Here is a 21,608-nt window from a genome sequence, read left to right as displayed (position 1 = left end):
TGTAAGTGAAAAATCCGTGCACAATTATTATGAAGTATTAAATGTTGCTCAAGGGGCATCCGACGAAGTTATTCGTGCGGCCTATCGGGCTTTGTCACAAAAATACCATCCTGACCGCAATCCGCATAATCCGCAGGCACATCAGCGTATGGCTGAGATTAATAAAGCATATGCAGTATTGTCTGATCCGGAGCAGCGCCATCATCATGATGTGTGGATTGCGCGGCAAAGCCTGCAGGCAAGGTTGTCACCGGCATTGCTGGCGCGCCGGCAGACACCATTTGCGCCTCCGGTTTTATTGCCTAACCATCAGGATAAAGTTGTCGACCTGCACGAACGCGGTCACGGCTGGTTATGGATTGTGGGGATTGCCGTACTGATTGCTATGGGCGGAGTGTGGTGGAGGCTGGCATATCCGCCGGCTAATAACGTTAATGAGCAGAGTAGCATGCCAGTTACCACGGCACCCAATGGGCAGCTTTTCCCGCTTAAAGCTGCTTATGTATCCGGCTATCCGGTTTTGCGTGAGCGCGGCAATAACAATATTGTCGTACATGCCACCTCCTTGCAATCGCCGGTATTTGCCCAATTATACGAATTGCACGCCGGTAAATTTACAGCTATACGCACCTTTTATATTCCGGCGGGCGAAACCTTTACCCTGCATAAAATCGGTGATGGCAGTTTCAGCCTGCAATACCAGCGTATTAATGATGGAAAATGGGCAGTAAGTGATGGTATTGAAATCAGTCATACCGAAGCCAGCCGAAAATATCAGGATATCGATATCAGACTGTAATCATACTGTCACCGCTCAGGCGGTGGTTCACACACAGGAATAACTGCATGCAGGCTGCCGCAGAAGCTAAATTTACTGAAGAAACCGTACTCTGGGTCAAACAGCATACCCCTAAACTGCTGACTTTTGCCATCACCCGGCCTGAAGCCTATCGCTTCAGTGCCGGTCAGTTTTCGCGTCTGGGTTTTCGAGACGGCGCAGGTTTTATCTGGCGTGCCTATTCTGTTGTATCTGCCGAATATGCAGATACACTCGAATACTTTGTGGTATTGATTGAAGGCGGACCGATGAGTGCCCGGCTGGCACAATTGCAGGCGGGCGATTCTATATTGCTGGATAAAACCGCTTTTGGCTTTTTTCTGCCAGGGCGGTTTACTGATGGCGAGCAGCTGATCATGCTCAGTACCGGCAGCGGCATTGCGCCGTTTCTGTCTATGCTGCAACAGCCTGCTGTCTGGGAACGTTTCCGGCATATCGGACTGGTACATTCCGTTTCATATGCCAATGAACTGATTTTCAGCCAGCATATAAACGAGTTAATCCATCACCCTCTGATTGGCGAATATACAGACCAACTGACTTACCAGCCGGTGGTTACCCGTGAACCTACTGCCGGAGCACTCGGTCAGCGTCTGCCGCAATTATTGCAGAATGGTACGCTGGCAGAGGGACTGGGTTTGAATTTCAACCCTGAACAAACCCGTTTTATGCTGTGTGGTAATCCGGCCATGGTCACCGATACTTTTCAGACCTTACTGGATATGGGCTATAGCATGCACCGTAACAGAGTACCGGGACAGATTATTATGGAAAACGGCTTTTAATCACCGGATAAAATCAGCTCCTGATATAACGAGTGTAAACTTAGCTATAACTTTCAAACTAAACCAAATATTCTGATGTCACCGGCAAATTAAGTTAGTATGGCAGTATGAACCTGAATCAATTCGGCAAAAAAAACGCCCAGCTTAATCAATTATTGCAGCAATCCGCACACTGGCAACGCCTGAGTAACTGTCTGAAACAAGAGTTGCCGGCAAGTATGCGAACTCAGTTTAGTGTTGCCTGTGTACGCACCGGCTGTCTGGTGGTGATTGCGCAAAATAGTATGGCTGCTTCACGTTTACGTATGGTGTTGCCGGCATTATTGCCGCAACTGTGTCAGATTGATGCTTCAATTGAAACTGTAAAGGTTAAAGTTCAGCCGGCAGAATCAAAACCCGAAGCAGTAAAGCATGCCAGTTTAAGCCCTGTGGCGCGCGATACGCTGGCACGTTCGGCAGAGGCCTTAACACATCATCCAGAGCTAGCGGCAGCACTGCGCCGTTTAAGTGAAAAGAGCAATTGAGCTATTTCAGCCTGTGTATTTGTCAGACGCTTTAAGCAATGATAAAAAATAATTTAATCAGGATGACAAAATTAAAGAAATATAAATAATATTTATTCAGTTCTGATTATGAATCAATATCCTTCTACTGGTGTGCAATCAACTATTTTTAAACAAAATTCAGTTGCCGGAACAGTAATAATCGGTATTGCATATAAATTTTTTCATCTTCATATAGCAGCGTTAAAGACATGAACAGCTTCTGTTGTGTCAGACAATGCTTGGAAAAAAGGGTTTTACCATTATATTAAGCACCATAAACAGCAATCAGTAACTTCTGAACAGCTTCAGATTGCACATAATTGACACAGGCATGCAAACAGCCGCACAGCAGCGTAGGCGCTTGTGTTAAAATCTCCTATTTCCAGCTTACTATTTATTGCGCCAGCAGGTGCCGGACTGTTGATTTATGTTGAAAAACTTAGCAAAAAAAATTCTCGGAAGCCGCAACGACCGGCTTTTGAAACAATATCGTAAAGAAGTATCCAGAATCAATGCGCTCGAACCACAACTTCAAGCTTTAAGCGATACTGAACTACAGGCTAAAACTGCTGAATTCAAACAACGTCTGGCTGATGGGGAAAAACTCGATAGCCTGCTGGTAGAAGCTTTTGCCGTATGCCGTGAAGCCAGTAAGCGTGTACTCGGTATGCGGCATTTTGATGTGCAGCTTATCGGCGGTATGGTACTGCATTATGGCAAAATTGCCGAAATGCGTACCGGTGAAGGGAAAACACTGGTTGCCACGACAGCCGTCTATCTGAATGCTCTGACCGGTAAAGGCGTACATGTAGTTACCGTGAATGATTATCTGGCTGCACGTGATGCCGGAATCATGCGTCCGCTGTATGAATTTCTGGGCATGTCTGTCGGCATCATTATCAGCAACATGGATCATGCCGATAAAAAAGCTGCTTATCTGGCTGATATTACCTACGGTACCAACAATGAATACGGCTTCGATTATTTACGCGACAACATGGTAAGTGATCAAAGCGAAAAAGTGCAGCGTGAGCTGTCATTTGCAGTAGTTGATGAAGTAGACTCCATTCTGATTGACGAAGCCCGTACACCGTTGATTATTTCCGGTCAGGCTGACGATAACGTTACCCTTTATCAGGTAATGAATCAGATTCCGCCACTGCTGATTGCCCAAAAAAGCGAAGACGGTGAGGGCGATTACTGGGTAGACGAAAAAGCACGGCAGGTAGTGCTCAGTGATCAGGGGCATGAGCATGCCGAGCAGATTCTCACCAAAATGGGATTACTGCAGGAAGGCGATTCCCTGTATTCCACCACCAATATCATGCTGATGCATCATCTGATGGCTGCGCTGCGTGCTTATACACTCTACCAGCGCGACCAGCATTATGTGGTACAGGATGGGGAAGTAATTATTGTTGACGAATTTACCGGCCGCCTGATGGCCGGCCGGCGCTGGTCTGATGGTCTGCATCAGGCTGTTGAAGCCAAAGAAGGCGTGGAAATCAACAAAGAAAACCAGACACTGGCTTCCATTACTTTCCAGAATTTCTTCCGTCTGTATGACAAACTGGCCGGCATGACCGGTACTGCCGACACGGAAGCCTTTGAATTCCAGAATATTTACGGTCTGGAAACCGTTATCATCCCGCCAAACCGCCCGATGATACGTAAAGATCTGAACGACCAGATATATCGTTCTATCGAAGAAAAATACGAAGCTGTAGTTGCCGATATCAAAGAGCGCCATGCCAAAGGTCAGCCAATCCTTGTTGGTACCACCAGTATTGAAAATTCCGAACTGGTATCCGCCTTGCTGGATAAAGAACACCTCAGGCACAATGTTCTCAACGCCAAAGAACATGCGCGTGAAGCGGATATTATTGCTCAGGCAGGCCGCCCCGGCATGATTACCGTAGCCACCAATATGGCCGGTCGTGGTACGGATATTGTGCTCGGCGGCAATATCAAACCGCAAATAGATGCCATTAATGCCGACGACAGCCTCACCGAAGAAGCGAAAAAGAGCGAAATCGACAAATTACAGCAGCAATGGCAGATTGACCACGATGCCGTGATTGCAGCTGGCGGTTTACACATTATCGGTACCGAACGCCATGAAAGCCGCCGTATTGATAATCAGCTGCGCGGCCGTGCCGGTCGTCAGGGTGATGCCGGTTCCAGCCGCTTTTACCTGTCGTTTGAAGATCCGCTGTTGCGCCTGTTTGCACTTGACCGTGCAACAGCCATTCTTAACCGTCTGGCTCCTGAACGCGGCGTAGCCATAGAAGCCGGAATGCTCAACCGTCAGATTGAAGGAGCACAGCGCAAAGTCGAAAACCGTAACTTCGACATGCGCAAACAAGTACTTGAATACGATGATGTAGCCAACGACCAGCGTAAGGTTATTTATCATCAGCGTGCCGATATTCTGGCCAGCAACGATATTGACGGTATGATGCAGGAAATACGCCATGATGCAATTGTTGATACTGTAGACAGCTTTATTCCGCCGGATAGTATGGAGGAGCAGTGGGATATTTCCGGTCTGGAAAACAAACTGGCTGCTGATTACAACATTGAAGTTTCCATCAATGACTGGCTTAAAGAAGACAACAGCCTCGACAACGAAAGCATTTCTGAACGTCTGCTGGATATAGTAGAAAAAGATTATGCTTATAAAGTCGAACTGGTTGGCATCGACACCATGCGCAAATTTGAACGCGACATTATGCTGCAAATCATTGACAGCCGCTGGCGTGAACATCTGGCCGATATGGATTACCTGCGTCAGGGTATTCATCTGCGCGGTTATGCCCAGAAAAATCCGAAACAGGAATACAAACGCGAAGCATTTGAAATGTTTCAGGCCATGTGGAGCAATATTCGCCATACCGTTGCTTCATTGCTGATTTCAGTGCGTTTTCAACCGGCCTCTGAAGAAGAGCAGCAAGAAGTATTCGCTGCTGATAATGCAGCAGAAGATGAAGATTTCAGCCCCGAAGCTCTGGAAGCACGCGGTATTGTTATTCGTCGTAACGATCCGTGCCCGTGTGGCAGCGGTTTGAAATACAAACTGTGCCATGGCCGTCTGTAACTGCGGATAAACCAGCTTAACATCAACAGGTTGCTATATTTATGGCAACCTGTTGATATATTTACTGCTGTTTAGATAAAACTACCTGAAACAGAGTACTTTTATTAAAGTGAATACTCTAAAACCCATTGAACAGCACATCAAATTGTCTTAAAATTCACACCTTACGTCAGCAACCAGAGCATAAATGTCCCTGAATGGCAACAGAAAGCTGGCGTGTTTTCGGTTTACGCTAATAATACCGCTTTCCTTAACCATGGATAATTAATGGCAGCCTATAACACACAAAAAGTATTGTCTGTACACCACTGGACAGACGCATATTTCACATTTACCTGTACACGGGACGAATCATTACGTTTTCAGAATGGTCAGTTTGTGATGATTGGTCTGATGGTAGACGGTAAACCCCTGATGAGAGCCTACAGTATTGCCAGTGCCAATTGGGAAGAAGAGCTGGCTTTTTTCAGTATTAAAGTACAGGACGGTCCGTTAACCAGCCGCCTGCAGCATCTGAAACCGGGTGACGAAGTACTGGTGAGTAAAAAGCCTACCGGTACCCTGATTGCCGGTGACCTTAACCCCGGCAAACATCTGTATCTGCTGTCTACCGGTACCGGTCTGGCACCATTTCTCAGCGTAACCAAAGACCCGGACATCTATGAACAGTTTGAAAAAATCATTCTGATTCACGGCGTGCGCTATAAAAAAGATCTGGCCTATTATGATCATTTCACCACAGAGTTACCCAATCATGAATATCTGGGTGAATTAGTACGTGAAAAACTGATTTACTATCCGGTGGTTTCCCGGGAAGATTTCATCCACCACGGGCGCCTGACTGATTTAATGAAATCGGGTAAACTGTTTACCGACATTGGCTTGCCGCCGATTAATCCTGCTGACGACCGGGCAATGATTTGCGGCAGCCCCGAAATGCTCAGAGACAGCTGTGAAACACTTAACAGTTTTGGTTTGACTATTTCCCCGAAAATGGGGCAGCGTGGTGACTACGTTATCGAACGCGCTTTCGTTGATCAGTAAAACCTGAACGTGTATTTCACAGGCAGCACATTGTTACACAATGTGCTGCCTGTTTTGTACCTGCCTGTAGCTAAACCGTTTATTATCCCTAATTCTGCCGTACACAAATATCCATGCAACATTTAATCTCCCTGCTAATCATCCTAGTTCCCTTGTTTATCGGATTTTGCATACCCACACCGGCACGGGTTGTAAACTGGCTGAATTACGGGCTGGCATGGCTGGTGTATCTGATTTTATTTCTAATAGGATTATCTCTGGCGCAAGAGCCCGATCTGGGCGCACAACTGGCTAATATCAGCTTAACTGTAGCGGTATTATTCGTCTGCCTTATCGCAGCCAACCTCCTGATATTTATCTGGTTTGACCGTCGTTATCCGTGGCGGCTGAACCGGCAGCAGCAAACAGGCCAGTCCGGCAATACCAGTATTATGGGCAGTCTCAAGCAGGTTGGCTGTCTGCTTGCCGGGCTGATCGCCGGCAATTACCTCTCTTTTGACTGGCTGGGCAGCCCGCTGGCTGCTGTTAATAAAGCACTGATAATTTTACTTTTACTGGTGGGCATGCAGTTGCGCAGCAGCGGCATTACCCTGCATCAGGTATTTCTCAATCGCCGCGGCGTTATCTGTGCCGGATTGTTCACACTGGCCAGCCTGCTTGGCGGTTTGCTATTTGCTCTGATTATGCCTGATGTGTCTGTAAGTAAAGGGCTGGCACTCAGCAGCGGTTATGGCTGGTATTCACTTTCCAGCATTATCATGAGTCAGGCTTACGGGGCAGTCTGGGGCAGTATTGCTATGTTTAATGATCTGGCACGCGAATTCTTTGCGCTTATTTTTATTCCCGTACTGATGCGTCGTTATCCCACTACAGCCGTCAGCGTAGGCGGTGCAACCAGTCTGGATTTTACTTTGCCGGTAATACAGTCTTCCGGCGGCATTACTGCCGTACCGGTAGCAATCAGCTTTGGTTTTATTGTTAATATTACTTCGCCAGTATTGATGGTGTTTTTTTCATCACTACAGTTTTAGAGAATAATATTAATTGCTGTTACAGAATTATCCTGAAAATCTTGTATAAAGATTGATATTTGAAAACATAGCTATTTTCTTCCACTGTATATTTGCCCGAAAATAAATAATTATTGAATTCGTATTTAGATAATCACGAAGTAAGAGAAAGTCAGTTTGTATAAAAAAAATAATTATTTTTAAAACCAATACTGGGAAGAGGAGTATTACAGCACATTCTCACAATAACATTGGTGGGTTTAAATGATTAAAAAATAGAGTGTTTGCTTACTGAAAAATAAAATAAAGGTGCAAATAAAAATATTCTTAGCTGAAATTTCATATTAACTTTAATAAATTATAAAAAATGGAATTCGGTTTCTTAATCTTATCAGGTATGGAAATTGCAGAAATTATTCTGTTTAGTATTCATACATTATATTTATTATCTAATTCAAAACTTTCATCTGTTTTATAGGTAATTTTTGAAATAAATTTCAGCGGTATTAAAAACCTTAAATTATAGCAATAAATAAAGTAAAATTATTTAATGTTAAAATTAAATTTTTTATGTAAAAATTAATTTGATTAGATATATTGTTTAAAAATATAATCTGATATATGGGTTTGTTTTAATTTAATCAAAGTTTAAACTCAGGGAGAATAAGATGGATTATAAATAAACATCAAGACAAAGATATATATAATTTTTTATAAAAATAAAATAAAATTATATATTGTCTGACCATAAAATGGTTCATTCACCATAATAATCATTTAATATTATTTGCATAAATTGTATGCCAAATAAAATGAATGTTTTAACGCTTGTCAGGGACAACTACGGATAGATATTGGATATTTATTGGTATTTATTTTTAAAAAAATATTATTATTAAAATAATATTCTTTATTAAGAATAAATTTTCATAATTTGTTGCTAAAACAAATGTAATAGAAAAAAAGGTGCACAAAATGTACCAATTTTATTAGAATTAAAATAATTTATTAATTAATAACCTTTGTGTGCAATAAAGACTTAAAGATTTGCTTAAAATCAAAACTTTATTGTATATAATTGTAGTTAAATGGAAAAAGATTAATATACTAGTGTATATATCTGGAAAGATAAATCTTGTATATCTTAATGTTTAATAGATTGATTATCAAAAAAAGGGTTATTAATGAAAAATTTTATCTGTTTTATTTTGTTTTGAATAACATTATGTTTTTTTATTGGCTTTAAATGCTATTAAGCGTAAATTAAAGGCATAAAGTTTTAAAAGTTAAGTTCTATCTCTGCTGCAAGCACAACAAATTGATCTTCTCTAAATTAGATAAAGAAAGAGAAACTTTATGTTTACGTGGTACCGGGCAGTATCAGGAAATGAAAGAAAAACCTTTTGGGCATGCTTTAGTGGCTGGGCACTCGATGCTCTGGAAACACAGATGTTTGGTTTGGTGATTCCGTCACTACTTGTATATTTTGCTATCAGTAAAGGGGAGGCCGGCTTATTCAGTAGTGCCACACTTGTCACTTCAGCACTGGGTGGCTGGTTTGCAGGAGCTCTTTCAGACCGGTACGGACGCGTTAAAACATTGCAAATTATGATTATATGGTTTGCAATTTTTACATTTCTGGCGGCATTTGTTACCGAATATCACTGGTTGCTGGTGCTGAAAGCTTTACAAGGATTTGGTATTGGCGGTGAATGGGCAGCCGGAGCTGTACTGATGGCAGAAACTATTTCCAGCCAGTATCGCGGCAAAGTGATGGCAACAGTACAAAGTGCATGGGCAGTGGGATGGGGACTGGCTGTTATACTATTTTCCATTGTATTCAGTCTGGCTCCGGAAACTTTCGCCTGGCGCATCATGTTTGCAGTTGGTTTATTGCCGGCATTACTGATTTTCTATGTACGCCGGCATGTACAGGAGCCGGTAAAACAAGCTAGCGTAGTTTCGAAAAACGAAAACAGCATGCCTATTAAAGAAGCATTGTTCGGTATCTTTTCTCCTTCACTGATTCGTATTACTTTACTAGGCGGTTTACTGGGTTTGGGCGCACATGGCGGTTATCATGCAATCATGTCATGGCTGCCTACGTATCTGAAAGAAGAACGCCACCTTTCTGTGCTCAATTCCAGTGCCTATCTGGCAGTAATCATCGTTGCCTTCTGGTGTGGCTGTATGGCCAGTTCAGTTTTACTCGATAAAATCGGCAGACGTTTTAATGTTGCCTGCTTTGCTATATGTTGTGTGATTACTGTACGTATTTATCTGTTTGTCCCCTTAACCAATACCCAGATGCTGTTTCTGGGTTTTCCGCTGGGATTCTTTGCTGCCGGCATCCCCTCCAGTCTTGGGGCATTATTTAATGAATTGTATCCGCAGAAATACAGAGGTGCAGGAGTAGGCTTCTGTTATAACTTCGGCCGTATTCTTTCCTCTGCATTTCCGTCTCTGGTCGGGCATATGAGCGCTTCAATGTCGCTGGGTTCAGCCATCGGTATAGATGCCAGCTGGGCTTATTCAATCGTGGTCATTAGCGTATTGCTGTTACCGGAAACCAAAGGGCGCGACTTAAGCGAAATTAATCAGGACGGTCAGATATCTGACAAATAGCAGATTGAAAAAGAGGAATAACATGAATCAGGAGTCGGTGGGTATTATAGACAGCCACGCCCATGTTTTTATGCTGGATTTACCGATGGTAGCCGGCCGCCGCTACACACCGGCACAAAATGCGCCGCTCGCTGATTATCTGGCACATCTGGATGCTCATGGCTGCACACATGGCGTATTGATTCAGCCCAGTTTTCTGGGTTATGACAATAGCTTTATGCTTCAGGCTATTGCACAGACTAAACCCCGTCTCAGAGGCGTTGCCTGTGTTGAGCCCTCCGTCACAATGCCCGAACTTGAAGCCCTGGATAAAGGCGGTATTGTCGGTATACGCCTGAATATTATTGATGGTGTCCAGCCGGATTTACAAACCGATTCATGGCAAAATCTGCTTGATAAAGTAAAAGAGCTCAACTGGCATGTAGAAGTACATTGCCGCAGTAACAAACTCAGTGACATGATGGCAACACTGCTCAAACAGAATGTGAAAGTAGTGATTGATCATTTCGGCCGGCCTTTGGATTGTCTGCCTGCCCGAGATTATGGTTTTCAGCAGTTACTCGAGTGGGGGCGTAGCGGAATGATATGGTGCAAACTGTCCGGAGCATACCGGATTAGCGCTGCCGCAGCAGAAGGTCACAAATTCTTTGCTTCTGCCATCCCTTTATTAGTAGAAAATCTGGGCAGCCATCGGCTGATGTGGGGCAGTGACTGGCCGCATACCCAATTTGAACAGCAGATTACCCCTGATTATTTGTCTGCACAGCTGAATATGCTGTTGCAGGATAAACAGCTGACACACAATATACTCTGGGATACACCGGCAAAGCTGTTCAGATTTATCTAAAAAATGCTATCCGTCCAACTGAAATCACTTAGGTAAGTAATCAGCTCAGTATGCGGAGAAAATGACTTCGGCAGACAAAAAAATATAAAACTTATTTACCATATAAACTATATCTTTAAACATTAATCATTCATTGATATCTTTATTGTGAAGTTATCATGGATTAAGAGAAACAGAATTTAAGCTTTATTGTCGCTGTCTGCATGGAGGCTCTGGCTATATCTGATTTGATATATAAAGTTAAAGCAATATCTGATTAATCAGGAAAACCGTATGAACAAACTGCTGCTTACCTCAGTTTTATTTTTTTGTATATCCGCCGGTGCCGCTGCCAAAGAATACAATTATGAAACCAGCGATGTGAATGATCTGCCGCCGCAGTGCATTACGTTAAAAGCTTTTGTATCCACAGCCAACAATCAGTATGACATGGCCTACAAAGGGCAGAAATCTTTATCTGCTGCGGATAATGTTGTTTCCACCGAAATCAGAGCGGCGTTTCTGAAAGGGACGCCGGAAGAATATCTGAATAATGGCATGCTGCAATATTATAATCTGATAAAAAGAAACGGCCTTGAAAAGGAAATTGCAGAGAACCGGATTTATAATCTGACCGGTTTCATGTCACGTGAGGATTTAATCAATATCGCTAAAAAAATCAAAAATCAGGCCTTAAGCGGTAAACTGGACAGTAAACAGTTCAGACTGAATGATGAAACAGTGATGAATGCCTGTCTTAAAAAGGCAGCCAAACCGCCGGCAGGCAGTGGTGCAGATTATTACAAAGCCATTGATTATTCTAAACGTACACCGAAAAAATAAATATTTAAACCACCATTATGGCGTTTTTTTTATTCAAATTTTATTTTTGCCAGCAGGTTTCAATATTTCAGATATTAATTCTTTATTCGTAAAAAAAGATAAAAAATGTAGATAAGTACCTATCCGGAAAATTAATTAATTTTGAATGAATTAGAAATTTCAATGGCTTTTTTTATGTTTAACACCATTTGTAAATTTATGCTAGGTTTTTCGTATTCATATTCAATTTCAATGTCAATTAGTCTTTCTATTTTATTTTCATCAAAATTAAATTTTCTTACATTTTGCTCAATTTCATCTTCTGATGAATATAAATCATAAATATATGGAGATGTTCTTAACAATAAAAATTCTAATAATTCCAAATAATAATTAGAATTTTTATCATCTGAAGCACAATGTGAATCAATATTTTTTATTGTTTCATCAAGAAAATCACTAAAATTTTTATTACCCAAATTTTTATAAATATCCGGAAATTTTAATTTTAATATAATTAAAAAGATAAATATAATAAGTGTCCAATTTTTTAAACGAATATTAATTTTCGTTCTAATAACGACATTAAAAATATTACAAAGAGCTTCTTGTTCTCTTAAGCTTAATGTGTATTTGTGAACAATATCTACTAAAAATTCACTAGCCGGAACGTTTGTATCTTTTGTTTGAAAATACTTTCCAAGTGAAAATTTATTTATTAAATGAGTAATATATTTTCGATTTGATAGCGGAAGCTGATAATCAAAATCAATAAACCGGCGCAGATAGCCGTTAACATCCAGCCCTTGACCGTACACAGCCCTGATAGAATGGCCGAGCTGAGTTTTATCCGTCGCCAGTACAAAAATAATATTATCGACATTAAACAAATGTTTGGCTTTTTCCAGCACCTCAATCGCAAAATCAGGGCGACAGCGATCCAGTTCATCAATAAAAATTACCAACGGCTTTTGTTTATCGCCGCCCGTATAACATTGTGCCAGCTTACTTAATTCTTCTTTAAATTTGCTTAAAGTTTTGCGAGATTCTTCGTATTTTTTAATCTGTTCTTTCACTAGGGATTCACCTAATGCACCTAAGGTTTTGGCTAGTTCATCAGCATTGGTTAAACCACCTGAAATAGCTTTAATACTTAGATTGGCAGCAGAAGGTGCAACAGCTTTAGCAAATTTGGCTGCATATTTATAGATAGGCGCAATGATTTTTTCGGCCTTAGTTTTATCCTGAACTTTTAATTTTTCTATAGATAAACTAATTTCCCCAATCAGTGCAATCAAGGCATCGTCAGTATAATCACTTTCCCAAGCGTTAAAATAAATTGTAGGTATATGCTGATTATTCAGGTACTGTTGCCACATTTTGATAAAGGTGGTTTTACCCTGTCCCCAGCCACCATCAATACACAGTACAATAGACTGTTCAAAGCTGGTAATAAATTGGGTTAGATTCTCGATATTCTCTTTTCTGCCCAGTGCATCGTTTTTAAACGGATTATCGGCATCAATTTCGATTGGCTGGCATTTGCCCAGGCTGAGTTTACCCATGATACTTTTTCCCCTGTATAACAATATTCTGCCGGTACTCACCGGTTATTCTGGTTGGTGTAATCAATGATTTGATTATAATGTTTCTAAATGGCTGTAATACAGAAATCAATCCGGAAAAGCGCATAAAAATATACCCTTTGCGGGTTTTACAACACAGCCAGACAGGGCGCAGTATGATTACACCAACCATCTATTGCCTGCTGTCGGCTAACGCAAAACCACCGGCCGGCAGGGCAGGCTCGGCATAATATGCCTGATTGGCTGCTGTGGAATATTAGCTTTCTGATTAAATAACTGATTTGTTAGAAAACCACCATAAAAAGTAAAGTCTGGCAGTAGCCGGTATTTCAGCAGGCAGAAGTGATATAAAGCATTATGTTTAAACTTGCTTTTTACCTGTAATGGCCTTATTTGTAAGCCAAAACCGCTGCCGGCGGTTTTGGCTGTTTCAGCCGTGATTTTTTGCTGAGTTGAATTTTATTTAGGTTACCAACTTATGGATGTTATTCAGTATCCGGGTAGTGTGTTTAAACTGCACCAGCCATTTCCGCCTGCCGGTGATCAGCCGGCTGCAATCAAAGGATTGCTGGAGGGGCTGGAAGACGGTTTATCCGGCCAGACTCTGCTCGGCGTTACCGGTTCCGGTAAAACATTCACCATGGCCAATGTGATTGCCCGAAGCGGTCGACCGGCAATTATCATGGCGCATAACAAAACGCTTGCCGCCCAGTTATATGCGGAAATGCGTGAGTTTTTTCCGGAAAACGCAGTCGAGTATTTTGTTTCCTATTATGATTACTATCAGCCGGAAGCCTATGTGCCCAGCCGAGACCTGTTTATTGAAAAAGATTCGGCCATTAACGAGCATATCGAGCAGATGCGTCTGAGTGCCACCAAAAGCCTGATGCAGCGTCAGGATGTGGTGATTGTGGCAACTGTATCGGCCATTTATGGTATTGGTGACCCTAATGAGTATCACCAGATGATTCTGCACCTGAAAGAAGGGCAGAAAATCGACCAGCGCGATATCATCGCGCGTCTGGTAGCCATGCAGTATGAGCGGGGCGATATCGACTTTGCCCGCGGTTCTTTCCGCGTGCGCGGTGATGTGATTGATATTTTCCCTGCAGAAAGTTCTGAGCTGGCTTTGCGTGTCAGTCTGTTTGACGACGAAGTAGACCGTATGCAGCTGTTCGACCCGATATCCGGCAGCCTGCAACAGCGGGTCGGGCGCTATACCGTATTCCCGTCCAGCCACTATGTTACCCCGCGCGAAACCGTATTGCGGGCATGCGAAAACATCAAACAGGAGCTGGGCGACCGGATTAAATGGTTTACCCATGAAGGACGACTGGTCGAAGCGCAGCGCATTGAACAGCGCACCCGCTTTGATCTGGAAATGCTCTATGAAATGGGTTTTTGCAAAGGTATTGAAAACTACTCACGCCACTTTTCCGGCAAACCGGAAGGAGAGCCGCCGCCTACATTAATGGATTATCTGCCCAAAAATGCACTGATGTTTATCGATGAGAGCCATGTTACCGTCAGCCAGATTGGCGGTATGTACAAGGGCGATGCTTCACGTAAGCAGAATCTGGTGGATTATGGCTTTCGCCTGCCGTCTGCGCGGGATAACCGGCCGTTAAAATTCAATGAATTTGAGCGGGTGATGCCGCAAACCATATTTGTGTCGGCTACACCGGCGAAATATGAAGAAGAACATGCCGGTCAGGTAGTCGAGCAGGTGGTGCGACCCACCGGTCTGGTGGATCCGGAAATCATTATCCGTCCTGTGGCTACACAGGTAGACGACTTACTCTCGGAAATCAATATCCGCCGCGAGCTGGGCGAGCGCGTGCTGGTCACCACGCTAACCAAACGCATGGCCGAACAGCTTACCGATTACTACGCCGAGCTGGGTGTAAAAGTGCGCTATCTGCACAGTGACATTGATACCGTCGAACGGGTAGAAATCATTCGTGACCTGCGTCTGGGATTGTTTGATGTACTGGTAGGCATTAACCTGCTGCGTGAAGGGCTGGATATTCCCGAAGTTTCACTGGTGGCAATTCTGGATGCGGATAAAGAAGGTTTTCTGCGCAGTCACCGCAGCCTGATTCAGACCATAGGCCGCGCTGCACGCAATGTTAACGGTAAAGCTATACTGTATGCCGATAAAATTACCGATTCCATGAAAGCCGCCATAGACGAAACTGAGCGCCGCCGTGCCCGTCAGATATCCTTTAATGCAGAACACGGTATCGTGCCTCAGCAAATTAAAAAACAGGTACGCGACCTGATAGATGGCGTTTACCACGATGAAAACGGCAGCAAAGGGCGAGGTCGCAGCAAACTCAAAGTTGGAGAAATCCATAACGAAGATGATGCTGTTAAAGAAATCGCCAAACTGGAAAAAGCCATGCAGGCTGCTGCACGTGATTTACAGTTTGAAGAGGCAGCACAGATTCGGGACAAAATCCGTGCGATTAAAGAAAATCTGTTATTTGGTGCCAGCGAAGCTTAATCACTGGCTTTTTCTGCACCGGCTGCGGTAAAGTATCTAGTATCATGCCGGAGTAGTCAGAGATACTTAACACCAGACAGCATACTTGCATACGGCATTGTCAGGTACACTGAATAACACGAGCCGGCTCCTGTTAGCCGGCCGATCAGAACGGGACAGCATCATGCAGCACAAGCAGATCCATACCCATCATCCATCAGCTTTGGCCAGACTGCCCGCAATTATGCTGCAAACGCTAAGCAGTGTAATCATCACCGCTTTATTCTGTACTATATTATTTTACTGGCGCGCCAATAGTGAACTGCCCTTGATGCAGATCAGCTTACTTAATTTCAATGATATCAAGCTTATTCTTGTACTTATCTGTGGCTGCATGCTTTTTGCGTTAGTCCCTTCACTATTGGCGGCCGTATTCTGCTCTTATTTTGTCTGGCGTCTGCCGCGCTTTCTGCTCAGCGCAGCCGCAGCCGCAGCCATTATTGCCTTTTCAGTCGCACTCCTGCAAAACTGGCTATTTAGCTGGCCGCTGGACTGGATACCGATACTGTTTAATGCACTGGCCGCCGCCATCAGTGCGCTGTGTGTAAGCAGTTTGCAACAACAGGCACAGAAAAAATAGCCATAACCGCAGCGGTCATAGCCGGCATAGTTATAATACCCTTGTTATTGATTTGTAAAAATTTGTATAAAAATATATAAAAATTAATTTAAAACAATAAAGATATAATCATTTGCTGTTACTATAAAATAGCATTGTCATGCTAATAAAAAACAATTTTCTTAATAAACAATAAAATAGTTAATAAAAAGCCATAGAGTCTGGTACATACCGTATTTTGCTATTGCTGCCTGTTAGTAAAAGTGCTTAAATTAACCACTTGTTATTGTCAATGATTTAAGTCAAAAACAAGTAAATCACACCAATATTGATTACTCCGTGTGCGAACTTCCAGATAAACATTTAATCAGAGTAGCCTGAAGAGAAGAGAAAAGAGTTTGCGTTATGAAAAACACCAATAGCGATAGCTCAGCAGACGTAGTATTAATCGGCGCCGGCATAATGAGCGCGACACTGGGAACCTTTCTTAAGGGGTTACAGCCAGACTGGCAGATTAATATCTACGAACGTCTCGCTGGAGTGGCTACAGAAAGCTCAGATGCATGGAATAATGCCGGTACCGGTCATTCAGCCCTGTGCGAACTCAACTACACCCCTGAGCTGAAAGACGGCACAATCGAAGTATCCAAAGCAATTAAAATTATCGAACAGTTTGAATTGTCCAAACAATTCTGGGCATCACTTGTCGATGCCGGCATGATTGCCAATCCCAGTGAATTTATCCGCAGTGTGCCGCATATGAGCCTTGTACGCGGTGAAACTGATGTTGCTTTTCTGCGTAAACGTTTTGCCGCCTTGCAGCAATACCGCCTGTTTCAGGATATGGTTTATACCGAAGATAAAGAGCAGATTAGCCAGTGGGTGCCGCTCATGATGCAGGGGCGGGATAACAGTGAGCCAATAGCCGTTACCTGGTCGGATCTGGGTACCGATGTCAATTACGGCGCCTTAAGCCGCATCCTGATTAACAACCTCACCAGTCACGGCTGTCAACTGCATCTGCAACACGAAATTATCGACTTGAAACAGCAAGATGGCCGCTGGCACCTGAAAATCAAAGATTTAATTAATCAAACCTGCCAACAAGTATCTGCCCGCTTTGTATTTATTGGCGCAGGTGGCGGCTCCCTCAGACTGCTGCAGAAAAGCCAGATTGAAGCCAGCAAAGGCTACGGCGGCTTTCCCGTATCCGGTCAGTGGCTGGTATGTAAAAATCCCGAAATTGTCAGACAGCATAATGCCAAAGTATATGGCAAAGCATCAGTCGGCGCCCCGCCGATGAGTGTACCGCATCTTGATAAACGGGTTATCGATGGCGAAGATGCATTGCTTTTTGGTCCTTTTGCCGGCTTTACCACCAAATTTCTCAAATGCGGCTCATTTAAAGATCTGTTCCAGACCCTGAATTTTGCCAATATTTGCCCCATGCTCACCGTCGGCGTACATAACTTCGCCCTTGAGCATTACCTGATACAGCAGGTACGATTAAGCTTTACCGACCGCATGCAGGAATTACGTACCTTTTATCCCGAAGCCCGCGATGAAGACTGGCATCTGGCCGTTGCCGGCAATCGCGTACAGGTAATCAAAAAAGATCCGCAAAAAGGTGGCGTGCTACAGTTTGGTACTGAGCTGGTAAAATCTACCGATGGTACACTGGCTGCCCTGTTAGGCGCATCTCCGGGTGCTTCTACTTCCGTATCCATTATGCTTGAATTACTCGAACACTGCTTTGCCGATAAAGTCAGCGGCGAATGGAAGCAAAAACTGCATGAATGGATACCGAGCTATGGTCAGAAACTGGAACAAAACCCCGAGCTGGTACAGCGTATTCGCGACTGGACAATTAAATCGCTTAACTTACATACTCCGCAACAACAAACCATAAACAACTGAACACACACATACTAAAAACCATTATTGCCATAAACTTCCTTACCAAATTCTTGCTGAATTTGGTTTTTTTTGTGTCATTGCCGCAATTTAGAGCATACACGTACCAGTATATAGTGATAGTTTCGTCTGTAATTATTACTGTACCCGTTATACTGTAGTTACTTTCCAACACTATAATTTTAAAATCGCAACTAAAGCATAAAACTGAAAAAAACACTTGCTGTACGGATTAAATTTATTTAGTATAAGTTAAAAGGAAATAACATAGACATACAAAAATATATAATTATAACTAACACTTATAACTATATAGTGCAGTAATAAGCGCCACTTCATTTTTCAAAAATGCGGTGGCGTTTTTTTTGTATTAGCCCGGTCGCAACAGGTATGATTTATACCGCCGGATAAAAATTTTTCCTGATAGCAGGGCAGAGCCTGCATTCACCGTCAATCCGGCATCTTCAAGCAATATTCCATTTATAATAATACCGCTTAATCCAGCGGATATAGGACACTGTTTTTTTCCGTGTATCACTATCAGACACAGCAGAAATCTTATTTTCTGAACAATAGCCGCATATCCGTGCTTATCGCTAAAACTTATATAGAAAATCCATACACATAAAAATACCGCTATATCGATAACACAATAAACTCAAGATAAACTAACAAACTGATTATGCAAGAATTCCGTATAACTGCATCGACATCAGCTATCACATTGATACTAAAGCTTAAATATAGTCTGATATATTGATTTATATATCTTTACTGCGTATTGTAATCAGCAGAGGAATAAAGATCAGGCAAAGAAATACCATAAATAGAATTTGATAATTTAAAGCTTCCAGGATTACCAATCCCTCCGCCACCAAATTCTGCCTTCAGTCATATAAATACGCCGACAATGTCGGCGGATAAAGTTTTTTCAGATTATGATAATGGGTCATTTTTATGATTATTTCCCCATTGGCAAAGCATATCTAAAATAGGAACTAAAGATTTACCTCGTTCTAATAACCCATATTCCACTTTAGGTGGAATTTGCGGATATTCTTTTCTAAAAATTAATTTATCTTTTTCCATCTCTTTTAGGGTATTACTCAGTGTCTTAAAAGAAATATGATTAATGCTTCGTTTAAGTTCATTGAATCGCATTGATGGTTGATTTTCGTTTAACCAATAAAGAATCACAATTTTATACTTACCTCGAATCATTGAGAGAGTGTAATTAAATCCACTATCCTCAAAATGATCTTCGGCACAATGATGATTTTCCATGTAGATACTTTCCATAAAGCTAGTACATAACGGTAATTACCGTACTTCAAAATTAATCGTATTAATATTAGTATGACTTAATTATTGATAATAATATAGAAGGAATATTTAACAATGAAACGCACTTTAGTGATTGTTGCTCATCCTCACTTAGCCTCTTCGAGTGTTAACCGATGCTGGGTTAATAGATTAAATCAGTATCATGAACAAGTAACCATACATGATTTATATTCTTACTATCCCTCTTTTAAAATAAACTCTGGTTTTGAACAAAACTTAATTGAAAATCATCAAAATTTGGTAATTCAATTTCCGATATATTGGTTTAATTGTCCACCATTATTAAAACAATGGTTGGATGAAGTTTTCACTTACGGATGGGCATTTGGTGCCTTAGGCGATAAATTAAGAAGTAAAAAAGTAGGTTTAGCTGTTTCGGCGGGTATAAAGAAAGCAGACTATTCTCAAACAGGACATTATAAATATACACTTGAGCAAATTCTCAGCCCCTTTGAATTAACAATAAATTACGTTCAGGCTGATTATCAGCCCGTTTTTGCAATTTATGGCGCAAATAATGAGCCAGACTATCCGGATAAAATTACACAAAAAGATATAGATAAAAGTGCAGATGATTATGTGAATTGGATGAAAAAATTAGGAATGCTAATTTAAAACAGATCATTAAAGTTTATCCAAGCTTATTACTAAATAAAATCTGCTGTGGACAAAAAATAAGAAATATACAGCATATTTCTTATTTTTTCTAAAGTAATGGGTATTTAATGATTTTATTCTGAATAAAAAATGAAACGGTACAGACTCCTGAATATTTTTACAAAATCTATAAATTTCAGGCTCAATTAGCTTTTCTTGCGAAATTTTATTACTCATTGAAACATCAGCAAACTAGCCGATAATGTCGGCATATTCTTCTATACTTGGAACGTGGCAAAATCAGTTGCGATTTCAGTATGGATAAAAATGCTCTTAGCCTCATTAACTAATTTAGCATTGTCATTGAGAGAATATCGAGGGCTTATATGCGTTATAATCAATCTTTTAACATTGGCTTGTTTAGCAATCGTGGCTGCATGAACAGTGGTAGAATGACCATGCTCAATTGCTTTTTGTCCTAATGCACTTTCATGCGTTGCTTCATGCACAAGTACGTCAACATCTTTAGCTAATTCAATTGAAGCATCACAAGGTACTGTATCACCTAAAATAGCCAGTTTTTTCCCTTGTTTAAAATCACCAAGATAATTACGACCATCAATGACACGGCCATCAGCTAGTGTTACTGTTTTACCTTCTTTTAAATAGGCATAATGTGGACCAGGATTAATATTATCTTGCTGTAATTTGTCGATATCTAAGACAGGTGATGAATCCTTTTCAATAACACGATAACCAAAACAAGGTACCCGATGCGCTAATAATTTGGCTTCAACCCGCAATTTAGTATCTTCAAATACCAAACCATCTTGATCAAGTTCAATAATGTTTAAAGGATAAGTTATCCAGGAATAACTAATATCAATCACAGTTTGAATAAATTGTTTGATACCTTTAGGGCCAATCAAAGTTAGTTCCGATTGATTTTGGGTTAATGAACGTGTAGTTAAAACACCCGGTAAACCAAACAGATGATCACCATGCAAATGTGTTATAAATATCATCTCTAATTTGGCTAAGCTGAATTTTGCTTTCTGCATTTGCATTTGAGTTGCCTCACCACAATCAAAAAGCCATAATCGGCCTCTTTCTTGTCGGAGATCGAGCATAATACTACTGACATTGCGCTCAGCGGTTGGTGAACCTGAGCTTGTTCCTAAAAAAGTGAGTTTCATAACTATATCAATCTTTTGTTGAATGTCTTATCACATACTGAGAATAACAATATATAACTTTATTTTTATGCAATAACAATAAGTAGAAAAATTTTATAACAGTTACAAACAATCAGACCGATAAAGATCAAGTTGTTTTGCTCGTTGAAAATTAGTTCAGCTAAACATGTGTATTTTAACATATTTAGAGCATTACCAATTGCTCCACCCCCTAACGAATAAGCAAAGTCACACTGTAAATCACGATATTTAATCAATTCTTTATCAGATTTTTT

Annotated in this window: 16 protein-coding genes; 13 read left to right on the top strand and 3 right to left on the bottom strand. The window is 41.6% G+C overall.

What is annotated here, in order from left to right; translation table 11 throughout:
• The first annotated feature begins 16 nt into the window (after window positions 1–16).
• The 9 genes from H3U73_RS07405 (at window position 17) to H3U73_RS07365 (ending at window position 11,613) form a co-directional block, all read left to right on the top strand.
• The gene (locus H3U73_RS07405) at window positions 17–799 is read left to right on the top strand and encodes a J domain-containing protein (protein ID WP_084585973.1); all 783 of its coding nucleotides are present in this window, start codon (window positions 17–19) and stop codon (window positions 797–799) included.
• Between the two features lie 47 nt (window positions 800–846).
• On the top strand, window positions 847–1,623 hold the full coding sequence (locus H3U73_RS07400) for a ferredoxin--NADP reductase (RefSeq protein ID WP_084585974.1): 777 nt from the start codon (window positions 847–849) through the stop codon (window positions 1,621–1,623).
• Window positions 1,624–1,730: 107 nt separating this feature from the next.
• The gene (locus tag H3U73_RS07395; RefSeq protein ID WP_084585975.1) at window positions 1,731–2,147 is read left to right on the top strand and encodes a DciA family protein; all 417 of its coding nucleotides are present in this window, start codon (window positions 1,731–1,733) and stop codon (window positions 2,145–2,147) included.
• 448 nt (window positions 2,148–2,595) lie between these two features.
• Entirely contained in the window at window positions 2,596–5,265 is a 2,670-nt protein-coding gene (gene secA, locus H3U73_RS07390) for a preprotein translocase subunit SecA (RefSeq protein WP_084585976.1), read from the top strand.
• A gap of 267 nt (window positions 5,266–5,532) precedes the next feature.
• Entirely contained in the window at window positions 5,533–6,309 is a 777-nt protein-coding gene (locus H3U73_RS07385) for a ferredoxin--NADP reductase (RefSeq protein ID WP_037393939.1), read from the top strand.
• Between the two features lie 113 nt (window positions 6,310–6,422).
• Complete coding sequence (locus H3U73_RS07380) at window positions 6,423–7,340, top strand: lysine exporter LysO family protein (RefSeq protein ID WP_198185572.1); 918 nt, start codon at window positions 6,423–6,425, stop codon at window positions 7,338–7,340.
• A 1,335-nt stretch (window positions 7,341–8,675) separates the two neighbouring features.
• Window positions 8,676–9,944: an MFS transporter gene (locus H3U73_RS07375; RefSeq protein WP_198190293.1), complete on the top strand. Its 1,269-nt coding sequence runs from the start codon at window positions 8,676–8,678 to the stop codon at window positions 9,942–9,944.
• A gap of 22 nt (window positions 9,945–9,966) precedes the next feature.
• The gene (locus tag H3U73_RS07370; protein ID WP_198190292.1) at window positions 9,967–10,791 is read left to right on the top strand and encodes an amidohydrolase; all 825 of its coding nucleotides are present in this window, start codon (window positions 9,967–9,969) and stop codon (window positions 10,789–10,791) included.
• A 273-nt stretch (window positions 10,792–11,064) separates the two neighbouring features.
• Window positions 11,065–11,613 (top strand): hypothetical protein, encoded by a 549-nt coding sequence (locus tag H3U73_RS07365; RefSeq protein ID WP_037393945.1) that lies wholly within the window; start codon window positions 11,065–11,067, stop codon window positions 11,611–11,613.
• Between the two features lie 131 nt (window positions 11,614–11,744).
• Here H3U73_RS07365 and H3U73_RS07360 read toward each other — a convergent pair whose 3' ends face one another.
• Complete coding sequence (locus H3U73_RS07360) at window positions 11,745–13,157, bottom strand: P-loop NTPase fold protein (protein ID WP_198190291.1); 1,413 nt, start codon at window positions 13,155–13,157, stop codon at window positions 11,745–11,747.
• 499 nt (window positions 13,158–13,656) lie between these two features.
• Here H3U73_RS07360 and uvrB point away from each other — a divergent pair, with 499 nt between their 5' ends.
• The 3 genes from uvrB to mqo all read left to right on the top strand — a co-directional run bounded on the left by uvrB (window position 13,657) and on the right by mqo (window position 18,199).
• Window positions 13,657–15,684: an excinuclease ABC subunit UvrB gene (uvrB, locus tag H3U73_RS07355; protein WP_084585002.1), complete on the top strand. Its 2,028-nt coding sequence runs from the start codon at window positions 13,657–13,659 to the stop codon at window positions 15,682–15,684.
• Window positions 15,685–15,847: 163 nt separating this feature from the next.
• Window positions 15,848–16,303 carry a hypothetical protein gene (locus tag H3U73_RS07350; protein WP_198190290.1) on the top strand — a complete coding sequence of 152 codons (456 nt, stop codon included), beginning with the start codon at window positions 15,848–15,850 and terminating at the stop codon, window positions 16,301–16,303.
• 384 nt (window positions 16,304–16,687) lie between these two features.
• Window positions 16,688–18,199, top strand: coding sequence for a malate dehydrogenase (quinone) (gene mqo / locus H3U73_RS07345; RefSeq protein WP_084550029.1), 1,512 nt, complete (start codon window positions 16,688–16,690; stop codon window positions 18,197–18,199).
• A 933-nt stretch (window positions 18,200–19,132) separates the two neighbouring features.
• Here mqo and H3U73_RS07340 read toward each other — a convergent pair.
• The gene (locus H3U73_RS07340) at window positions 19,133–19,480 is read right to left on the bottom strand and encodes a helix-turn-helix domain-containing protein (RefSeq protein ID WP_084563288.1); all 348 of its coding nucleotides are present in this window, start codon (window positions 19,478–19,480) and stop codon (window positions 19,133–19,135) included.
• Window positions 19,481–19,594: 114 nt separating this feature from the next.
• Between H3U73_RS07340 and H3U73_RS07335 the strand changes: the two genes are divergently transcribed.
• Window positions 19,595–20,155: an NAD(P)H-dependent oxidoreductase gene (locus tag H3U73_RS07335; RefSeq protein WP_198190289.1), complete on the top strand. Its 561-nt coding sequence runs from the start codon at window positions 19,595–19,597 to the stop codon at window positions 20,153–20,155.
• 260 nt (window positions 20,156–20,415) lie between these two features.
• On the opposite strand, the gene rnz is transcribed toward H3U73_RS07335, so the two are convergent.
• Complete coding sequence (gene rnz / locus H3U73_RS07330) at window positions 20,416–21,333, bottom strand: ribonuclease Z (RefSeq protein ID WP_025330012.1); 918 nt, start codon at window positions 21,331–21,333, stop codon at window positions 20,416–20,418.
• Window positions 21,334–21,608: the final 275 nt, after the last annotated feature.

It is taken from the genome of Snodgrassella sp. W8124 (assembly GCF_016100875.1).
GTDB lineage: Bacteria > Pseudomonadota > Gammaproteobacteria > Burkholderiales > Neisseriaceae > Snodgrassella > Snodgrassella alvi.
This window is presented reverse-complemented; position numbering and strand designations above follow the sequence as displayed.

Bases quoted from the DNA above. Each gene is read 5' to 3' on its own strand.
- H3U73_RS07365 (WP_037393945.1), top strand. From the start codon at position 11,065: ATGAACAAACTGCTGCTTACCTCAGTTTTATTTTTTTGTATATCCGCC.
- H3U73_RS07370 (WP_198190292.1), top strand. From the start codon at position 9,967: ATGAATCAGGAGTCGGTGGGTATTATAGACAGCCACGCCCATGTTTTT.
- rnz (WP_025330012.1), bottom strand. From the start codon at position 21,333: ATGAAACTCACTTTTTTAGGAACAAGCTCAGGTTCACCAACCGCTGAG.
- H3U73_RS07395 (WP_084585975.1), top strand. From the start codon at position 1,731: ATGAACCTGAATCAATTCGGCAAAAAAAACGCCCAGCTTAATCAATTA.
- mqo (WP_084550029.1), top strand. From the start codon at position 16,688: ATGAAAAACACCAATAGCGATAGCTCAGCAGACGTAGTATTAATCGGC.
- H3U73_RS07360 (WP_198190291.1), bottom strand. From the start codon at position 13,157: ATGGGTAAACTCAGCCTGGGCAAATGCCAGCCAATCGAAATTGATGCC.
- secA (WP_084585976.1), top strand. From the start codon at position 2,596: ATGTTGAAAAACTTAGCAAAAAAAATTCTCGGAAGCCGCAACGACCGG.
- H3U73_RS07335 (WP_198190289.1), top strand. From the start codon at position 19,595: ATGAAACGCACTTTAGTGATTGTTGCTCATCCTCACTTAGCCTCTTCG.
- H3U73_RS07375 (WP_198190293.1), top strand. From the start codon at position 8,676: ATGTTTACGTGGTACCGGGCAGTATCAGGAAATGAAAGAAAAACCTTT.
- uvrB (WP_084585002.1), top strand. From the start codon at position 13,657: ATGGATGTTATTCAGTATCCGGGTAGTGTGTTTAAACTGCACCAGCCA.
- H3U73_RS07380 (WP_198185572.1), top strand. From the start codon at position 6,423: ATGCAACATTTAATCTCCCTGCTAATCATCCTAGTTCCCTTGTTTATC.
- H3U73_RS07400 (WP_084585974.1), top strand. From the start codon at position 847: ATGCAGGCTGCCGCAGAAGCTAAATTTACTGAAGAAACCGTACTCTGG.
- H3U73_RS07385 (WP_037393939.1), top strand. From the start codon at position 5,533: ATGGCAGCCTATAACACACAAAAAGTATTGTCTGTACACCACTGGACA.
- H3U73_RS07350 (WP_198190290.1), top strand. From the start codon at position 15,848: ATGCAGCACAAGCAGATCCATACCCATCATCCATCAGCTTTGGCCAGA.
- H3U73_RS07340 (WP_084563288.1), bottom strand. From the start codon at position 19,480: ATGGAAAATCATCATTGTGCCGAAGATCATTTTGAGGATAGTGGATTT.